The organism is Nocardiopsis alba (genome assembly GCF_000710955.1).
GTDB classification, from domain to species: domain Bacteria; phylum Actinomycetota; class Actinomycetes; order Streptosporangiales; family Streptosporangiaceae; genus Nocardiopsis; species Nocardiopsis alba.
The window spans coordinates 201,243-217,764 of the sequence record NZ_BAZE01000005.1 but is presented as its reverse complement, the minus strand read 5'-3'; the positions used below and the strand labels follow the sequence as shown (position 1 = coordinate 217,764).

Sequence of the window (16,522 nt, the reverse complement as noted above, 5' to 3'; positions counted from 1 at the left end):
TGCCGAACGTGCTCGACGGTGTCGATTCAGGGGCGACGCAGCGGTGTGGGGCCGCCGTTGAGCCAGGTCAGGGTCTGCTCGTGCAGGGTCCCGTTGGTGCACACCAGAGGGCCGCCGTCCTCGAAACCCTGCCCTCGCAGAGCACTGGCGCGGCCACCGGCCTCCTCCAGGATGATCGGCAGCGGCGCGGCGTCCCACAACGACAGCTCGGGCTCGGCGGCGATGTCCACCACACCCTCCGCGACCATCACGTGCGACCAGAAGTCGCCGTAGGCGCGGGTCCGCCAGACCGAGCGGGTGAGTCCCAGGAACGACTCCAACCGCCCCTGCTCCTCCCAGCCGGTCAGTGAGGAGAAGCTCAGCGACGCGTCCGAGAGTTCGGTGACCTGGGAGACCTGGCAGCGAGTGGCCTTGGAGAGGTTCCGTCCGGCCCACGTGCCCCCGCCCTGTGAGGCCCACCAGCGCCGGTGCAGAGCCGGAGCGGACACGAGGCCGACCACGGGCCGATCGCCCTCGAGCAGGGCGATGAGGGTCGCCCACACCGGGACACCCCGCACGTAGTTCTTGGTGCCGTCGATGGGATCGATGACCCATACCCGGTTGCTGTTGCCGCTCTTGCCGAACTCCTCGCCGACCACCGCGTCACGGGGACGGGCACGCGAGAGCACCCCTCGCAGGGTCTCCTCGACCATACGGTCGGCCTCGGTGACCGGGGTCAGGTCGGGTTTGGTGTCCACGACCAGGTCGAGCGAGCGGAAACGCTTCAGCGCGATGTCGTCGGCAGCGTCGGCGAGCACGTGTGCCAGCCGCAGATCATCGTCAAAGGACCCCATGGCGGGTAACGCTACCGTCCCGGGAAGGCTCATGCCCAAAGCGGGGCCGGCGCGTGACCGGAGTGTGATGACCTGTGCCGCGAACGCCTACCCTGCCCTGTGTGCGTCGAATCCGGGGAACGGCGCCCGAAACGGAACACGTGTTCCCGCCCCGCGCCCACCCGAGGGCGGCGGAGCGGATGTGAGGATGAGGCCATGGGGACCGTGAGCGGAGACGGACGCGCGGGAGCGGGTGTCGGCGCCCGGGAACGGCTGCTGGACGCCGCCTACACCGAGGTGCTGGCGGGCCACTGGGGCGGCCGCAGGATGGTCGACATCGCCCGCGCGGCCCGGGTGTCCAGGCAGACCCTCTACAACGTGTTCGGGAGCAAGGAGGGGCTGCTCCAGGCCGTGGTGGTACGCGAGGTCAACGCGCTCATGGACACCGTCGAACGTGTCCTGGAGGCCGACGGTCACGATCCAGCGCACGCCGTCGGTCGCACCATCCGCATGGTGCTGCTCGGCGCCCGGGACAACCCGTTGCTGCGGGCCGTGGTCACCGGAGACGACGAACTCCTCCCCGTGCTCACCACCCGCTCCGAACCGCTCCTGGACGCCCTGGGCGAACGGATCCACCGCACCCTGCGCGAACACTGTCCGAACGCCGATCCCGGGGTCGCCGAGACGGTCGCCGACGTCACCCTTCGTCTGCTCGTCTCGTACTCGCTTCAGCCGATCGACCCGGACCTGGCCGCGCGGAGGGTCGAGATGGTCGTGCACGGGATACTGCTCCCGGTCGACCGCTGACCACGGGCACGGCGACGGGCCGGCGCCCTTGAGACCCGGACCTCCACCTACCTCTGGTGATGGTGAGGGGTCTGTTCCGGGCGGTATCGGCCGGGAGACCAGCGCTCCGGAGAACGGCGCTCGCACGGCTCCGGGGCCGGGGCCGCTCGACGCGGCCACCCCGGCGGTCTCAGGGCGTCGGGCTCTGCGGAGCGGGCTCGGAGTCGTCCTCGCCCTCACGACTGGAGAGCAGACGTCTCAGCGAGGCCACCCGGTCCGGGTCGGCCTCACCCCGATCCAAAGCCGCGCCTATGGCGCAATCGGGGGCGTCGGCCTGGTGGGTGCAGTCGGGGGGACAGTCGGCGGCGAACTCGTCCAGGTCGTGGAAGCCCCGCACGATCTCCTCGGGTCCGATGTGCGCCAGACCGAAGCTGCGCACCCCCGGGGTGTCGATCAACCAGCCGCCCTCGAACTCCAGCGCCAGTGCCGAGGTGGAGGTGTGCCGGCCTCGACCGGTGACGGCGTTGACATGCCCGACGGCCCGGTCGGTGCCCGGCACCAGCCGGTTGACCAGGGTCGACTTGCCCACACCGGAGGAACCCACGAACACCGTGGTCCTCCCGGCCAGACGCGAACGCAGCTCCTCCAACCCCTCGTCCGGTTCCAGGACCTCGTAGGGCAGCCCCAACGGCCGGTAGATGGCCAACATCTCATCGGGGGAGGCCAGATCGGCCTTGGTCAGACAGAGCAGCGGCTCCAGCCCGGCGGCGTAGGCGGCCACCAGGCAACGGTCCACGAAACGCGGTTGCGGGGCCGGGTCGGCCAGGGCGCAGACGATGGCGAGCTGGTCGGCATTGGCGACGATCACCCGTTCCACCGGGTCGGTGTCGTCGGCGGTCCTTCGTAGGACGGAGGCGCGTTCGCGCACCCGGACCACCCGGGCCAGGGTGTCGGGTCGGCCGGACAGGTCGCCGACCACGTCCACACGGTCGCCGACCACGATGGAGCCGCGGCCGAGCTCACGGGCCTTCATCGCCACGACGGGGACGCCGTCCACCAGACAGCGGTAGCGCCCACGGTCGACCGCGGTGACCAGGCCCTCACGGGCGTCCTCGTGCTTGGGCCGTTTACGGGTGCGTGGGCGGGAACCGCCCCGGGCCCGCACCCTGATGTCGTCCTCGTCCAGGTGACGCCCACCGCCCCGGGTGCGGCTCATGACAGGACCTCCGTCCACAGGCCGGGGAAGTCGGGCATCGTCTTGCGCGTGGTGGCGATGTTCTCCACCTCCACCCCGGGCACCGCGAGCCCGATCACCGCTCCGGAGGTGGCCATCCGGTGGTCGTCGTAGGAGTGGAAGACCCCGCCGTGCAACGGTCGAGGACGGATCACCAGGCCGTCGGGCAGCTCTTCGACGTCCCCGCCCAGGCGGTTGATCTCGGTGGCCAGGGCGGCGATCCGGTCGGTCTCGTGCCGGCGCAGGTGCGCGATGCCGGTCAGTCGGGAGGGGGAATCGGCCAGGGCCGCCACGGCGGCGATGGTCGGGGTGAGCTCCCCGACGTCGCGCAGGTCGGCGGTGATGCCGTGGATCGCCCCGGTACCGCGCAGGGTCAGGTTCTCGCCCCGATCGCCCGAACGGGAGACCTCGCCGCCCATACGGGTGAACAGCTCGCGCAGCACGTCACCGGGCTGGGTGGTGTGCTCCGGCCAGCCCTCGACGGTGACCTCGCCCTTGCTCACGAGGGCCGCCGCCAGGAAGGGCGCCGCGTTGGACAGATCCGGCTCCACGGCGATCTCCGAGACCCGGAGCGGGCCGGGCTCCACCCTCCAGGAGTTCTCACCGGTGGTGACCGCGGCCCCGGCGGCCCGCAGCATCTCCACCGTCATGTCCAGATGCGGCTGGGAGGGCACGGGCGGCCCTTCGTGGCGTACGTGCACCCCCTCGTCGAACCGGGCCCCCGCGAGCAGCAGGGCCGAGACGAACTGGGAGGAACCGGAGGCGTCCAACGTGACCTCGCCGCCGCGCACCGACCCCGTGCCGTGGATGGTCAGCGGCAGGGCACCGCGATCCTCGTCGTCGATACGTGCGCCCAGGGCGCGCAGCGCGCGGAGGAGCTCGTCCACCGGCCGTTCCCGCGCGCGCGGATCGCCGTCGAAGTCCACCCGACCGTCGGCCAGGGCGGCCACCGGTGGGACGAAGCGCATGACGGTTCCGGCGTTGCCCACGTCGATCGAGGCCGGTCCGCGCAGCGGGGCCGGGGTGACGACGAGGTCGGGGGTGTCCGGATCGTCGGAGGGGACCTCCTCGACCCGCGTGCCGAGCGCGCGCAGGGCGCCCACCATCAGCTCGCTGTCCCGGCTCACCAGGGGGCGGCGTACCGCGCAGGGCCCTTCCGCGAGCGCGGCGATGATCAGGGCCCGGTTGGTCACGGACTTGGAACCGGGCAGGCGGACACGGGCCCGTACCGGGCTGTCCGCGCGAGGCGCGGGCCAGTGCTCCCCGGCGGGGACGTCGGTCGGTCGGGGAGGCGTGGGCACGGAGTCAGGCATGACACAAGGTTATCGGGCCGGGGCGGCCGGTGCCGGAACGGAGACCGACCTGTGGAAAAGCCCGGGCCCGGGGGCCGGGGCCCGAAGCCCCCGGGCGCCGGACGTATCCTGGAATGCGCCATGGTGTATCTGGATCACGCAGCCACGACCGAGGTCCGCCCCGAGGTGATCGCCGATGTGGCGGCGCAGCTCGGTGCCCTCGGCAATCCCTCCTCACTCCACGCGCACGGTCGGTCCGCCCGCCGTGTCGTCGAGGAGTCCCGAGAACACATCGCCGACGCGGTGGGCGCCACCCCGCACGAGGTCGTCTTCACCGCCGGCGGGACCGAGTCGAACAACATCGCGATCAAGGGCCTCTACTGGGCCCGGCACGCCGAGGACCCCGCCAGGACCCGGATCCTCATCGGCGCCGTGGAACACCACGCCGCCCTCGACCCCGCCCGCTGGATGGCCGACCACCAAGGGGCCCTCTGCGAAGAGCTCCCCGTGGACGCCCGGGGCCGGGTGGAACCCGACGTGCTGCGCGCCGCCATCGAACGCGACCCCGCGTCCGTCGCCCTGGTGTCGGTGATGTGGGCCAACAACGAGATCGGCACCCTGCAACCGGTCCGAGAACTGGCCGCCGTCGCCGCCGAGTACGGGGTGCCCTTCCACACCGACGCGGTCCAGGCGATCGGCGTCGAAGAGGTCGACTTCGCCGCGTCCGGGGTCGGCGCGCTGACCTTGAGCGGCCACAAACTCGGCGGCCCGGTGGGGACCGGAGCCCTCGTGGTGGCCCGAGGCCTCGCCCCGACCCCCGTCCTGCACGGGGGAGGCCAGGAACGCGACATCCGCTCCGGCACCCTCTCCGCGCCCCTCACCCGAGGCCTGGCCACCGCCGTACGCCTCGCCGCCGAGGGCCGCGAGAAACACGTCGCGCACCTGAAAGAGCTCCGCGACGAACTGGAGGACCGGGTACGCCGAGTCGTGCCCGACGTGGTCGTCAACGGCGACCTCGACCGCCGGCTGCCGGGGATCTCCCACCTGTCCTTCCCCGGATGCGAGGGCGACGCCCTGCTCATGCTCCTCGACGCCCGCGGCGTCTCCTGCTCGACCGGCTCGGCCTGCTCGGCCGGGGTGGCCCAGCCCAGCCACGTGCTGCTGGCCACGGGCGCCGCCCCCGAGACCGCGCTCAGCAGCCTGCGCCTGTCCCTCGGACGGACCTCCACCCGAGAGGACATCGACCGGCTCGTCGAGGAGATCGGACCCGCCGTCGAACGCGCCCGCGCGGCCATGGCCAAACGCCGACGCTGAAGGTAGGAGACCGCGGACCGGCCCCACTCCAGGGGGTGCCGGCCCTGGTCTCGGTCGGGGCCTCGGCTAGCCGGCGCGCTGGACGGTGATCGACTCCAGGACGATGTCGTCGGTGGGGCGATCGTTGCCGTCGGTCTCGACGGTGGAGATCTCGTTCACGATCTCCAGCGACTCCTCGTCCGCGACCTTGCCGAAGATGGTGTGCATGTTGTTCAGGTGCGGGGTGGGGGCGACCGTGATGAAGAACTGGGAGCCGTTCGTGCCCGGGCCGGAGTTGGCCATGGCGAGGATCCCGGGGTCGTCGAAGGTCAGACCGGACTCGAACTCGTCCTGGAACTGGTAGCCGGGACCACCCCGACCGCTGCCCTGCGGGTCTCCGCCCTGGACCATGAAGTCCTGGATGACCCGGTGGAAGATCGTGCCGTCGTAGAACTCGTCCGCTCCGGTCTCGGGGTTGGTCGCCAGATCGCCCTCGGCCAGACCCACGAAGTTGGCCACGGTGATGGGGGCCTCTTCGGGGTACAGCTCCACCTCGATGTCGCCCGCGCTGGTGTGCAGCACGGCGCCCTCGACGCCGTCGATGTCCACTTCGGCGGGGAGCGGCGACTCCTCGGGGGCGGTGGGGGTCTCCGCGTCCGGAGCGGTGTCGGAGTCGTTCTCCGACGAGCCGCAGGCGGCGGTGGCGAACAGAGCGGTACAGGCGAGGATCGAGACCGGCAGGGTCAAGCGGTTCATCGGTTCACTTCCGAGGTCGGATGCGCGGCGGGGGTGGCACACAGATTACTGCGAATCGGTAGAGGCGAGAGCTTCGGGGGTAGGGCCGAAACCCGGACATCTCTCATACGGAGGGTCCGGTCGGGTCCTCGTCACCGTCCCGTTCACGACGGTCCGATCCCTGTTCACGTCGCTCGCGCTCACGACGCTCGCGCTCCTCACGCTCCTGGAACTCGCGGGCCCGACGGCGCTGCTCCTCCGCGCGTTCACGGCAGCGACGCAGGAACTCCTCGTCCTCCTCCGGGGTGGCGGCCCGGGCCCGCCCGGGGTGCTCGTATTCGGGGAAGGGGGAGGGCGGCCCCACCGGTCCGTTCACGGCGGGCTCACGGGGCGGACGGCCGAGCAGGAACCACGCTATGGCGCCGATCTTGGGGAGGAGCAGGACGATCACGGCCCAGGCGGGTTTGGGGAGGAGCCGGATCCGTTCCGCGTCGGACCCGATGACGTCGAAGAGCACGTACACCCAGAACGCCAGCGACATCAGTGTGAGGAAGAGGGCGAGGTAGACCAACGGACCTTCCAATCGGGGGAAACACTCGACAGGCTAGGGCGACATCGCCGACTTTGTCCTGACTTGTCAAGGATGGCCGCACCCGCCTCGTCGCTTGACCATTCACCCCGAGCCAAGAGAAGGTCGTCTCCAAGGGGCCGGGGTGTCGCACCGAGGGTATGTCACGCCACGCCCCTCGAGGCGTCGGCGAGAACGGGAGAGGTTATGGGTATGAACTCCGCGTTGCCTTCGGCGATGTGGCTCCCCTTCGGGGCGCGGATGTTGCGTGCCCGCTCCGACCGGGGGCTCTCTCGCGCCGAACTGGCCGAGAGCGTCGGGGTCACCGACGACAAGCTCCGCGAGGTCGAGGACGCGCACTGCCGACCCGCCCGCTCCCTGGTCGAACGAGTCGACACGGCCCTGGGCGCCGAACACCGCCTGGTCGACGCCTGGGCGATCACGCTCCAGGCCGAGGCCTTCCCGAACGAGTTCGGGGACATGTGCGAACTCGGTACGCACGCCACACGCCTGTGGGAGCACCAGCCGATGACGGTCCCGGCCTTCCTGCGGACCCGGGAGTACTCGCGGGCGATCCTGGAACCGCTCTACTCCCATGTGGGCCCGGAGGAGATCGAGGCCCTCGTGGACGACGAGATGGCCGACAGGGCGGCGATGACCGGCCCGGACGGTCCGGAACTGCGGGTGGTCCTCAACGAGTCGGTGCTCCAACGCCCCCAGGGCGGTCCCCAGGTCCTCAACGAGCAGCGCGCCTTCCTCGCCGATCTGATCAAGGCGGGCATCGTCAGCCTCGCGATCATCCCCGAGGAGACGCCCTCGCACCCGGGATTGGGCGGGGCCTTCCGGATGATGGAGTTCGCCGACCGGCCCAGCATGGTCTACGCCTTCGCCGCTCAAGGAGGCGAGCTCACCGGGGACAGCGAGGACGTCGGCCACTGCCGGATGGTGCGCGACGCCATCGAGGAGGCCTGTGTCGACCTCACCCCCGAGTCCGAGCTCCTCTGCGGGCATCCCTCCGCCGAGTGACACCGGGCACGGGTCGTTGACCGATCGGTGCCGGAAAGGTCTTGGGGGTGTGTCCGGGGATGGGTTAGGTTGCCCGCCATGGATATCGCTATCACCTCCGGATACGTCGTGCCCGTCGTGGGAGACCCCATCGAGGGCGGGACGGTCCTCATCTCGGACGGGCGGATCACCGCGGTGGGCGCCGCCGACGAGGTCACCGTGCCCGAGGGCGTCGAGGTCGTCGACGCCGCCGGCAAGTGGGTCCTGCCCGGCTTCATCGAGGCCCACGGCCACGTCGGAATCCACGAGGAGACCATCGGTTGGGCCGGTGACGACACCAATGAGATGACCGACCCCAACGGTGCCCGTATGCGGGCGATCGACGCGATCAACCCCGCCGACCAGGGTTTCGTCGACGCTCTCTCGGGTGGTGTCACCAGCTCCGTGATCAAGCCCGGTTCGGGCAACCCCATCGGCGGCCGGACCGTCGCCATCAAGATGTGGGGCCGCAGCATGGAGGATCGCCTGCTCAAGGAGCCGGCCAGCGTCAAGAGCGCCCTGGGCGAGAACCCCAAACGCGTCTACGGTGACAAGAACACCCTCCCCTCCACCCGCCAGGGCGTGGCCGCGGTCATCCGCGACGCCTTCACCAAGGCGCAGGACTACAAGGCCAAGCGCGACCACGCCCGGAGCGAGGGGACCCCCTTCGACCGGGACAACACGCTGGAGACCCTCGTCCAGGTACTCGACGGCGATGTCCCCTGGTGCCAGCACGTGCACCGCGCCGACGACATGCACACCGCGATGCGGCTGGCCGACGAGTTCGGCTACCGGCTCATCATCAACCACTGCACCGAGGGCCACCTGCTGGCCGACGAGATCGCCGCACGCGAGATCCCGGTCATCACCGGACCGTTGATGACCAGCCGCTCCAAGGTCGAGGTCGGCAACCGTACGCTGGCCGGTCCCGGGATCCTGGACCGGGCGGGCGTCAAGGTCGCCCTGACCACCGACGCCCCGGTCATCCCCATCGAATACCTCGTCTACCAGGCGATCCTGTGCGTCAAGGAGGGCATGGACCGCGACTCCGCGATCCGCGCGCTCACCGTCAACCCCGCCGAGATCATGGGCCTGGACGACCGCGTGGGCTCGTTGAAGCCGGGTCTGGACGCCGACGTGGTGGTCTGGTCGGGCGACCCGCTCGACATCATGAGCCGCGCTCTGCGGGTGTTCGTCGGCGGCCGTGAGGTGTACACCTACGACGAGGAACGACGCGAGGGCAAGGCGGCCGACCCCTACTACAGGGAGGCCTGACCCGCGCGAACCCGACGGCCCGTAGCGCTCCACCGGTCGTTCGGACCTCGGGCCCGCCTCGCTCCGTGAGGGGTGTCTAAGGACCCCCCGACGCCGCGACGCCTCCTCTAAGGAGGGTCGCGGCGTCGTCGTTCGAGGAACTCTCCCGATGTGCCGCGGGGGTCCTTATCGGAAGTCTGGAGACATCGGGAAGAGGTTTCCCGGTGTGACGGACCGAGGAGGGCCCATGCACCACGATCTCAGCGCTCAGGCGGCCGACCTGTACCGGGTCGAGATGGAACGTCTCGCCCGGGAGGAGCGGATGGCACGGGAGGCGAGGAGGACGGAGCGGGAGAAGGAACGTGAGAAGAGGAGGAGGCGGTGACACCGCGACCCGGTGGCCGGGTTCGGTCGGGAGGGCGGATCAGACCGGGGGCGTCGACCAGAACACGAAGGTCAACGCCACCCCGAGGACGGTGGACACCAGTCCGATGAAGAACAGCGCGACACTCTTGCCCAGAGCCGCGTTCATGTGGCCGACGAGAGCGTGGTCGGCGGGGTGTTCCGGGTCGTAGCGGACCTGGAGGAGCTGGTCGACCACCGGTTCGAAGGAGCCGCTCGCGACCGGATGACGGTGGTGGACCTCGCGTCCGTCGGCCGCCCGGAAGTGGAGGGTGAACGGGTGGACTCGATAGGTGCGGTGTCGCTCGTTGTTCCCTTTTCGCCGACGCACTTCGGTCCAGGCGTCGGTGACCACCCCGGTCGCCTCCGCGGTGAGTCTCCGCTCTCCGGTACCACGACGGATCAGGCCGCGGACGGCGAGAACGAGGAATACCGGTCCGAGGACGGCGAACAGGAGCGGGACGAACCTCCCCGCGGCCTCGCCCCCGTTCAGAACTAGGACGCCGACACCCAGGACGAGGGCCGCGCCGCCCACCGCGTACAGCAGGGGCCACACCGGCGAGGGCGGCTTCGGGAGCCCGTGCGGATACAGGGGATAGAGGCCCTGGGGCGGTAGGGGGAACGCCGCGCGCTCCACCCGGATGTTCAGGGGGTCTCCGGCGGCGTACGTCAGCTCGACCGGGGTGCCCTCGCGTACCAGGTAGCCGTTCAGCCCCGATGCGTCGACGGCCTCCCAACGGCGGCCGTCGCCCCCCTCCACGGTCACGGTCACCCGGTGGCCGTGGGGAGAGCGTTCCAGCGGATGCACGACGGCGATCACTCCGCGAGCGCGAACACCGGATCGGTCCAGCTCTCGTACACGTCGGTTCTCCTTGGAGGCGGCCAAGAAGCCGCGTATCCCCTTATAGAGGAAGGAACCGGCGCATACGAGGATGATGAGGAGAGGTATGAGGGTCGTGTTGTCCACCGGGTCGTTCTAACAGAGCGGACCTATGGGTGGAAAGGTCCGTAACCGGCCATCGCCCCTTTTCGAGGTGCCGGTCAGCTCACTCGCCGGAAGGGGAGATCCTCGTCGAGGCCCTCACCGAACAGGACGGTCACCCGCTCGGCGCTCAGCCTCTTGAGGAAACGCTCCCGCTCGCCCTCGGCCGGGGCGGGCGTCACGACCAAGGGGGCACCGGACACCACCGCCGCCAGGAGCACCGAGAGATCCTCGCCCAGGGCGCTCAATGGAGCGTCCGAGGGGACCACGACCGCCAACCGGTCGTCCTCTCCCAGTTCCCACGCGCGGGCGCGTTCACGTCCGGCGGCCACCAGTTCGGCCCCGGTGAACGTCCGACCGTTCGATTCCAGAGCGGGCTCCTCGGCGGAGACCCGATAGGCCGGGAAGTGGTCCCCGTGCCCGCGCACCTCCACGGTGTAGTCCGTGACCATCGGCGGGACCTCGCGCATCGGCATCCCGAGGGAATCGAGCGAGGTGCCCACGACCTCCTCGGCGCCCCCGTCCAGAGCCGCGTCCAACCGACCTTCGTCGGTCACCGCGACCTCCGTGCCCGGAGCGACCCCGTCACCCTCCAGCACCACGGCGGCCCCCACCGACCAGGCGGACAGCGCCCACGCCAACGACTGCCAGTGCACGGGCAGCGCCACCGCGATCCGGTCGCCCGGCTGGGTACCGAACCCGTCCACCAGCATGTTCGAGGTCTTGGAGACCCAGTTGTCGAGGGTCGCCCGCGACAGCTCCACCCGATCGCCGAGATCGTCGTAGGAGGTCACGAACGGGCGGGAGGGCTCGGAGGCGACGAGGGCACGCCACAGGGGCGCGGGAGAATCGGACATGGGCTCATGCTACTTTCCCGGCGCCCGGACCCGACCCACAAGGCCGAGGTGACCGGGGGTGTGGGTGTTTGTCATGGCCGCTCCGAGAAGGCCGATCGGTGTGCGTACGATGCCGGAAGCTGTCAGAGTTGCCCCATGCGTCTGCTTCCCGGACGGCTCCTCGCCCGCGTGACCGCGCTTCCCGCGATCGCCCTCTCCGCCTGGCTTCTCGTCGCCTTTCCGCTTCTGGTCGGCGGTTGGTTCACCCCGATGATCGGCCTCGTGCTGGGGTTGCCCGCCGTGGTGGCCGCCGGTGCCCTCCTGCCCCGACTGGTCCCCGACCTGGACGACGTCCCCTGGTGGCCGGTGGTGGCGGTCCTGCTGATCACCGTGGCCTTCGCCGCGGTCCAGATCGCCTACCACGCCGAGGCCCTGGTCATCCGTAGGGATCCCGCGTCCTACGCCATGTACACGACGTGGATCGCCGAATACGGGCACCTGCCCATCCCACAGCAGCGGGAGCTGATCGCGGGGGACGATCCCGCGTTGAGCTACCAGAGCCTGGCGCATTACGAGCGCGACGACGTCATCTGGCCCCAGTTCATGGCCGGAGCGCCCCTGGTGCTCTCGATCGGCTACTGGCTCGGCGGTCTCGACGGCATGCTCGTCACCACCCCGATCCTGGGAGCCCTCGGGGTCCTCACCTTCGCGGGGCTCACCGCGCGTCTGGTCGGAGCGCGCTGGGCGCCCCTGGCCGCCCTGGTACTGGCGATCTGCCTGCCTCAACAGTGGGTCAGCAGGTTCACCTACAGTGAGCCCCTCGCCCAGATCCTCCTGCTCGGCGGGCTGGTGATCGCGTTCGACGCCCTGTCCCGGCGCAGCGCCCTCACGGATCGTTGGAGTGCGGTCCACACCCTCGCGGCCACCGCGGGCGTGGTGTTCGGACTCGGCGTCCTGGTGCGGATCGACGCCATCCGCGATCTGCTCCCGGTCATCGGTTTCATCGGTCTGCTGCTCGTCGCGCGAAGGGGGCAGGCCCTCCCGCTGCTCGGAGGGCTCGTCGTCGGCGTGGCGTACGGGCTCGTCGCGGGCTACGGCTATTCACTCCCGTACCTGGAATACCTGTCGGACTCCATGGTCCCGCTGCTCCTCATCAGCGGAGGGGTCGTCTTCGCCACGGTCGTACTCACCGCGGCCCTGTGGCGCCACGGACCACCGCACACCGAACGCGTCCGATGGCTGCCCGACGCGGTCGCGGGGGTCACCGTCCTGGTGATGGTCGGTTTCGCCGTCCGACCCCTGCTGTGGCCGGACTACGGGCACGGCAGCGACTTCACCGACCAGTGGGTGGCGGCGGTCCAAGGCTTCGAGGGGCTGCCGATCGAGGGCAGCCGCACCTACTACGACATGAGCCTGTACTGGGTGGGCTGGTACGTGGGGCTGGGCGCCGTGCTGTTCGCCTCCCTCGGCGTGGCCCTCGTCCTGAGGCGGCTCGCCCTGCGCCGCGACCTCTGGTGGATGTTGCCCGCCATGCTGTTGGTGTGGACGGTGACCACCACGCTCCTGCGTCCGGCCATCACCCCCGACCACCCCTGGGCCAGTCGACGGCTGATCGTGCTGGTCATCCCGGCGTTCATCCTCTTCGCCCTGTGGTTCCTGGCCAGGCTGACCCGCTACTGCGAGGCGGTCGCCCGCAACACCGGACAGCGGTCCCTCATGCGGTCGCTGCCCCCGGTCGTGGTCGCCGGGGCCGTCGCCTCCCTGCTGGTCCCCACCGCCGCCACCTCGGCCGCGGGGATCATGGGCTACCGCCAGGACGTGGGGACGGTCGCCGAGACGGAACGCCTGTGCGCCTCGCTCCCGCCGAAGGCGTCGGTGCTCGTGGTCGACTCCGGCATGGCGGGTGGTTACATGCCGCTCATCCGCAACGTCTGCGGCGCCCCCACCGCCGCCCTGAACGACCACAGCCCCGAGGCCGTCGAACGGGTGACCGCCGCCGTGTACGAACGTGGCCGCGTCCCCGTGCTCGCCGCACCGGAGTGGGCGACGCTCGACGAGCTCACCGGGAACGGGGCCGACGCCGAGCGGCACTTCCACGTGATCGCGGACATGGACCCGAGTACGCTCATGACACCCCCGACCGGCTCCTGGGACTTCCAGGGCAGTGTGTGGACCGTCGTCCCACCGGCTCCGGAGTGAACCGCGTTCCCGTTCCCGACGGCGACCGCCGTGCCGGGGACCCGCCACCGACCGCCCCGTCGAGAAGAACCGTATGAGCCACAGCGAAGAGCACACCGACGACCCTTCCGTACGGGTCACTATCGTCCTGCCCTGCTACAACGAGGAAGAGCACGTCGTCGACGAGGTCAAGCGGATCTGCTCGGCCATGGACGCCTCCGGATACGGATACGAACTGCTCGCGGTGGACGACGCCTCCAACGACGGCACCCTGGCCCGGCTGCGCGACGTCGAACACCTCTTCCCGCACATGCGGGTGGTGGCCTTCGGGCACAACGGGGGAGCGGGGACCGTTCGACGCATCGGCAGCCAACGGGCGCGCGGCGAGTACGTCGTGTGGACCGACGCGGACATGAGCTACCCCAACGAGCGCATCCCCGAACTGGTGGCCAGGCTCGACGCCTCACCGGAGATCGACCAGGTGGTCGGGGCGCGCACCCAGGAGATGGGGACGCACAAGCTGTTGCGGGTCCCGGCCAAGTGGATGATCCGCAAGATCGCCGAACGCCTCACCAACACCAGGATCCCCGACCTCAACTCCGGCCTGCGGGTGTTCCGTAGGGACGTGGCCCGCCCCTACCTGCGACTGCTGCCGCCCGGCTTCTCCTGCGTCACCACGATCACCCTGGCGTTCCTGTCCAACCAGCATCGGGTCGAGTACGTGCCCATCGAGTACGCCAAGCGCGCGGGCACCTCCAAGTTCCACTTCGTGCGCGACGCCTACCGGTACATCCTCCAGGTGCTGCGCATGGTCATGTACTTCAACCCGCTCAAGGTGCTCATGCCGCCCGCGCTGTGGCTCCTGGGGCTGGGGACCGTCAAGTTCGTCTACGACCAGGTACAACAGCCGCTCTACATCCCCAACAACACCGTCATGATCCTCATGACCGGGTTGATCTTCGCGGCGATCGCCTTGTTGGCCGACCTCATCGTGCGTTCCAGGGAGCACCCGTGAACCCGCGGATCACCCTTGTAGGCCCGGCCCATCCCTACAAGGGCGGCGGGGCACGGCACACCACCGAGCTGGCCCATCATCTGGCCGGAGCGGGACACCGGACCCGGATCGAGTCGTGGGCGGCCCAGTACCCCTCGGCGCTCTACCCGGGCGAGCAGACCATCACCGCCCCCGAGGGAGAGCCGTTCGCCGACACCCGCCACGCGCTGGCCTGGTACCGGCCGGACGGCTGGTGGGCCACCGGCCGCCGTCTGGCACGTTCGGAGGACCTGGTGGTGCTCACCCTGTTCTCGCCGGTCCAGGTCCCCGCCTACCTGGGCGTCCTCGCCGGGCTGCGCTCGGTCCGCGGTCGACGGGCCCGGGTGGTGGTGTTGTGCCACAACGTCCTGCCGCACGAACGTCGAGCCGTGGACGTCTCACTCGTCCGCGCTCTGCTGCGCCGGGTCGACGGGGTCCTGACCCACACCGACGAGCAGGCCCACCTCGCCGAGGGGCTGCTGGGCTTCGGGCGGCGCCGTCCTCTGGTCGCGTCGATGCCGCCGCACCTGCCCGAGACCGGTGGGGAGCGGGCGCATCCGGGGGGAGAGGCCGGCGAGCGACGCCACCTGCTGTTCCTCGGGATCGTCCGCCCTTACAAGGGGGTGGACGTGCTGCTGCGGGCCATGGCCGAGGGCGTCCCCGGCGACGTGACCCTCACGGTGGCGGGCGAGTTCTGGGGCGGTTCCGAGGAGACGGTCGCCCTGATCCGGAGACTGGGCCTGGTCGATCGGGTCCATCTGCGCGAGGGGTACGTCCCCGCCGAGGAACTTCCGAAGCTGTTCGCCGAGGCCGACGCGATGGTCCTGCCCTACCGGGCCGCCACCGCGAGCCAGAACGTGTGGCTGGCCCACGAACACGGGCTCCCGGTCGTCGCGACCCGGGCGGGCGCGCTCGCCGACCACGTCCGGGAAGGGGTGGACGGCCTGTTGTGCGCCCCCGACGACGTCGCCGACCTGGCGCGCGTGTTGGCGGAGTTCTACCGACCGGGTGTCCCCGAGCGCCTGCGCGCCGGGGTGCGTCCGGTGGACGCCGAACCGTACTGGAAGGCCTACATCGAACGCCTCCTGGAGGCCTGAACGGGGCCGGCCGTCGTGAGGCGTCAGGCGCGTTCGGGCTCGGGCTCGGGGGCGGCCGGGGCTCTGGACAGGGCCAGGGACAGTCCGGCCCACCCCACGTCGGCGACGGTCATCACCAGACGGGAGAGCACCGCCACCACCAGCGCGGCTCCGGCGTCCACCACCGGGGCCAACGCCACCACCAGGACCACCTCGCGCACGCCCAGCCCGGCCGGGGCGAACACCACGAGCAGCCCCAGGGTCCAGGCGAGCGCGTACGCGCCCACCGCGGGTCCGAGCGAACGCAGGGCGTCGCCGCCCACGGCCCAGGTCAACAACCACACGTGCAGGCCCAGCGGGATCCAGGCGACGAGGGTCCAACCGACCGAGGCCGCCACCGCGCCCCCGCCGATCCGTAGGGGGCCGGCCTCGGCGACCTCGCGGAACCGGGCGAAGGGGCGGGCCGCGACACGAAGCCCCAGCCCCAGGATCCGAGGGTGCAGGCAGGCGAGCAGGACGGGGGCGGCGGCCAGCGCCCACCACCAGCGGCGGGCCGCCTCGACGGAGGACAGCGGAAGCGCCACCGCCGCCACCGCGAGACTCACCGACACCGTCACCGCGATCGCCACCAGGGTCGCCGTGGCTCCGCGGGAGCGGGGCACGTTCCAGTCCCGGGCCAGCTCCACCTGGGCGACGAAGGCCCATACCGACCCGGGAAGGTACTTGCCGAGCTGACCGACGAACATCACCCGCGCGGCGGCGGCACGTGGCAGAGGGGAGCCCAGCCCGGACAGCAGCGACCGCCAGGCGAGCATCTGAGCGGCCAACCCGGCCATGCCGGCCAGGACGGCGGTGGGCGGCACCCAGAGCGGGAGGTCGGTCACGGCCCCGCGCGCCTGGGTCCAGTTGGTGTGCAACGCCAGCCCCGCGCAGGCGCACACCAGCACGAGGAGGAGAAGGCGGATCCACACGTTGTGTCGCAGCCGAGTCAGCACCC

The 16,522-nt window shown here is 70.7% G+C and carries 16 protein-coding genes; 8 read left to right on the top strand and 8 right to left on the bottom strand.

Annotation, left to right across the window (positions count from 1 at the left end; translation table 11 throughout):
* Positions 1-26 precede the first annotated feature (26 nt).
* Positions 27-833 (bottom strand): histidinol-phosphatase, encoded by an 807-nt coding sequence (gene hisN, locus TR33_RS11555; protein ID WP_042283091.1) that lies wholly within the window; start codon positions 831-833, stop codon positions 27-29.
* Between the two features lie 195 nt (positions 834-1,028).
* On the opposite strand from hisN, the gene TR33_RS11550 reads away from it, so the two are divergent.
* On the top strand, positions 1,029-1,619 hold the full coding sequence (locus tag TR33_RS11550; RefSeq protein ID WP_014913474.1) for a TetR/AcrR family transcriptional regulator: 591 nt from the start codon (positions 1,029-1,031) through the stop codon (positions 1,617-1,619).
* A gap of 169 nt (positions 1,620-1,788) precedes the next feature.
* Here the strand turns inward: TR33_RS11550 and rsgA are convergent, their stop codons facing one another.
* Both rsgA and aroA read right to left on the bottom strand, forming a co-directional pair.
* Positions 1,789-2,814, bottom strand: a complete 1,026-nt coding sequence (gene rsgA / locus TR33_RS11545; RefSeq protein ID WP_014910152.1) for a ribosome small subunit-dependent GTPase A — start codon at positions 2,812-2,814, stop codon at positions 1,789-1,791.
* Complete coding sequence (gene aroA / locus TR33_RS11540) at positions 2,811-4,145, bottom strand: 3-phosphoshikimate 1-carboxyvinyltransferase (protein ID WP_042283089.1); 1,335 nt, start codon at positions 4,143-4,145, stop codon at positions 2,811-2,813. Before aroA ends, rsgA begins: the two co-directional genes overlap by 4 nt.
* 120 nt (positions 4,146-4,265) lie before the next feature.
* On the opposite strand from aroA, the gene TR33_RS11535 reads away from it, so the two are divergent.
* Positions 4,266-5,438 carry a cysteine desulfurase family protein gene (locus TR33_RS11535; RefSeq protein WP_042283088.1) on the top strand — a complete coding sequence of 391 codons (1,173 nt, stop codon included), beginning with the start codon at positions 4,266-4,268 and terminating at the stop codon, positions 5,436-5,438.
* A 66-nt stretch (positions 5,439-5,504) separates the two neighbouring features.
* Here TR33_RS11535 and TR33_RS11530 read toward each other — a convergent pair whose 3' ends face one another.
* Together TR33_RS11530 and TR33_RS11525 are read right to left on the bottom strand one after the other, a co-directional pair.
* A complete protein-coding gene (locus tag TR33_RS11530) occupies positions 5,505-6,173 on the bottom strand; it encodes a peptidylprolyl isomerase (RefSeq protein WP_017533497.1) in 669 nt (222 codons plus the stop codon).
* Positions 6,174-6,276: 103 nt separating this feature from the next.
* Positions 6,277-6,723, bottom strand: a complete 447-nt coding sequence (locus TR33_RS11525; protein WP_014912790.1) for a PLD nuclease N-terminal domain-containing protein — start codon at positions 6,721-6,723, stop codon at positions 6,277-6,279.
* A 204-nt stretch (positions 6,724-6,927) separates the two neighbouring features.
* Here TR33_RS11525 and TR33_RS11520 point away from each other — a divergent pair, with 204 nt between their 5' ends.
* The 3 genes from TR33_RS11520 (at position 6,928) to TR33_RS26875 (ending at position 9,403) form a co-directional block, all read left to right on the top strand.
* Positions 6,928-7,746, top strand: coding sequence for a helix-turn-helix domain-containing protein (locus TR33_RS11520; protein WP_014911076.1), 819 nt, complete (start codon positions 6,928-6,930; stop codon positions 7,744-7,746).
* 78 nt (positions 7,747-7,824) lie between these two features.
* Entirely contained in the window at positions 7,825-9,039 is a 1,215-nt protein-coding gene (locus TR33_RS11515) for an amidohydrolase (RefSeq protein WP_042283086.1), read from the top strand.
* A 226-nt stretch (positions 9,040-9,265) separates the two neighbouring features.
* A complete protein-coding gene (locus TR33_RS26875) occupies positions 9,266-9,403 on the top strand; it encodes a hypothetical protein (protein WP_014908672.1) in 138 nt (45 codons plus the stop codon).
* Positions 9,404-9,442: 39 nt separating this feature from the next.
* Here TR33_RS26875 and TR33_RS11510 read toward each other — a convergent pair whose 3' ends face one another.
* A complete protein-coding gene (locus tag TR33_RS11510) occupies positions 9,443-10,387 on the bottom strand; it encodes a DUF3592 domain-containing protein (RefSeq protein ID WP_042283085.1) in 945 nt (314 codons plus the stop codon).
* Positions 10,388-10,461: 74 nt separating this feature from the next.
* Entirely contained in the window at positions 10,462-11,259 is a 798-nt protein-coding gene (locus tag TR33_RS11505) for a TIGR03089 family protein (protein ID WP_017533500.1), read from the bottom strand.
* 135 nt (positions 11,260-11,394) lie between these two features.
* On the opposite strand from TR33_RS11505, the gene TR33_RS11500 reads away from it, so the two are divergent.
* The 3 genes from TR33_RS11500 to TR33_RS11490 all read left to right on the top strand — a co-directional run bounded on the left by TR33_RS11500 (position 11,395) and on the right by TR33_RS11490 (position 15,546).
* A complete protein-coding gene (locus TR33_RS11500; RefSeq protein WP_017533501.1) occupies positions 11,395-13,437 on the top strand; it encodes a hypothetical protein in 2,043 nt (680 codons plus the stop codon).
* Between the two features lie 73 nt (positions 13,438-13,510).
* Complete coding sequence (locus TR33_RS11495) at positions 13,511-14,431, top strand: glycosyltransferase family 2 protein (protein ID WP_014913525.1); 921 nt, start codon at positions 13,511-13,513, stop codon at positions 14,429-14,431.
* Positions 14,428-15,546 carry a glycosyltransferase family 4 protein gene (locus tag TR33_RS11490; RefSeq protein WP_017533502.1) on the top strand — a complete coding sequence of 373 codons (1,119 nt, stop codon included), beginning with the start codon at positions 14,428-14,430 and terminating at the stop codon, positions 15,544-15,546. Before TR33_RS11495 ends, TR33_RS11490 begins: the two co-directional genes overlap by 4 nt.
* Positions 15,547-15,569: 23 nt before the next feature.
* Here the strand turns inward: TR33_RS11490 and TR33_RS11485 are convergent, their stop codons facing one another.
* Positions 15,570-16,520 carry a lysylphosphatidylglycerol synthase domain-containing protein gene (locus tag TR33_RS11485; protein ID WP_042283083.1) on the bottom strand — a complete coding sequence of 317 codons (951 nt, stop codon included), beginning with the start codon at positions 16,518-16,520 and terminating at the stop codon, positions 15,570-15,572.
* Positions 16,521-16,522: the final 2 nt, after the last annotated feature.

Bases quoted from the DNA above. Each gene is read 5' to 3' on its own strand.
- hisN (WP_042283091.1), bottom strand. From the start codon at position 833: ATGGGGTCCTTTGACGATGATCTGCGGCTGGCACACGTGCTCGCCGAC.
- TR33_RS11550 (WP_014913474.1), top strand. From the start codon at position 1,029: ATGGGGACCGTGAGCGGAGACGGACGCGCGGGAGCGGGTGTCGGCGCC.
- rsgA (WP_014910152.1), bottom strand. From the start codon at position 2,814: ATGAGCCGCACCCGGGGCGGTGGGCGTCACCTGGACGAGGACGACATC.
- aroA (WP_042283089.1), bottom strand. From the start codon at position 4,145: ATGCCTGACTCCGTGCCCACGCCTCCCCGACCGACCGACGTCCCCGCC.
- TR33_RS11535 (WP_042283088.1), top strand. From the start codon at position 4,266: ATGGTGTATCTGGATCACGCAGCCACGACCGAGGTCCGCCCCGAGGTG.
- TR33_RS11530 (WP_017533497.1), bottom strand. From the start codon at position 6,173: ATGAACCGCTTGACCCTGCCGGTCTCGATCCTCGCCTGTACCGCTCTG.
- TR33_RS11520 (WP_014911076.1), top strand. From the start codon at position 6,928: ATGGGTATGAACTCCGCGTTGCCTTCGGCGATGTGGCTCCCCTTCGGG.
- TR33_RS11515 (WP_042283086.1), top strand. From the start codon at position 7,825: ATGGATATCGCTATCACCTCCGGATACGTCGTGCCCGTCGTGGGAGAC.
- TR33_RS26875 (WP_014908672.1), top strand. From the start codon at position 9,266: ATGCACCACGATCTCAGCGCTCAGGCGGCCGACCTGTACCGGGTCGAG.
- TR33_RS11505 (WP_017533500.1), bottom strand. From the start codon at position 11,259: ATGTCCGATTCTCCCGCGCCCCTGTGGCGTGCCCTCGTCGCCTCCGAG.
- TR33_RS11500 (WP_017533501.1), top strand. From the start codon at position 11,395: ATGCGTCTGCTTCCCGGACGGCTCCTCGCCCGCGTGACCGCGCTTCCC.
- TR33_RS11495 (WP_014913525.1), top strand. From the start codon at position 13,511: ATGAGCCACAGCGAAGAGCACACCGACGACCCTTCCGTACGGGTCACT.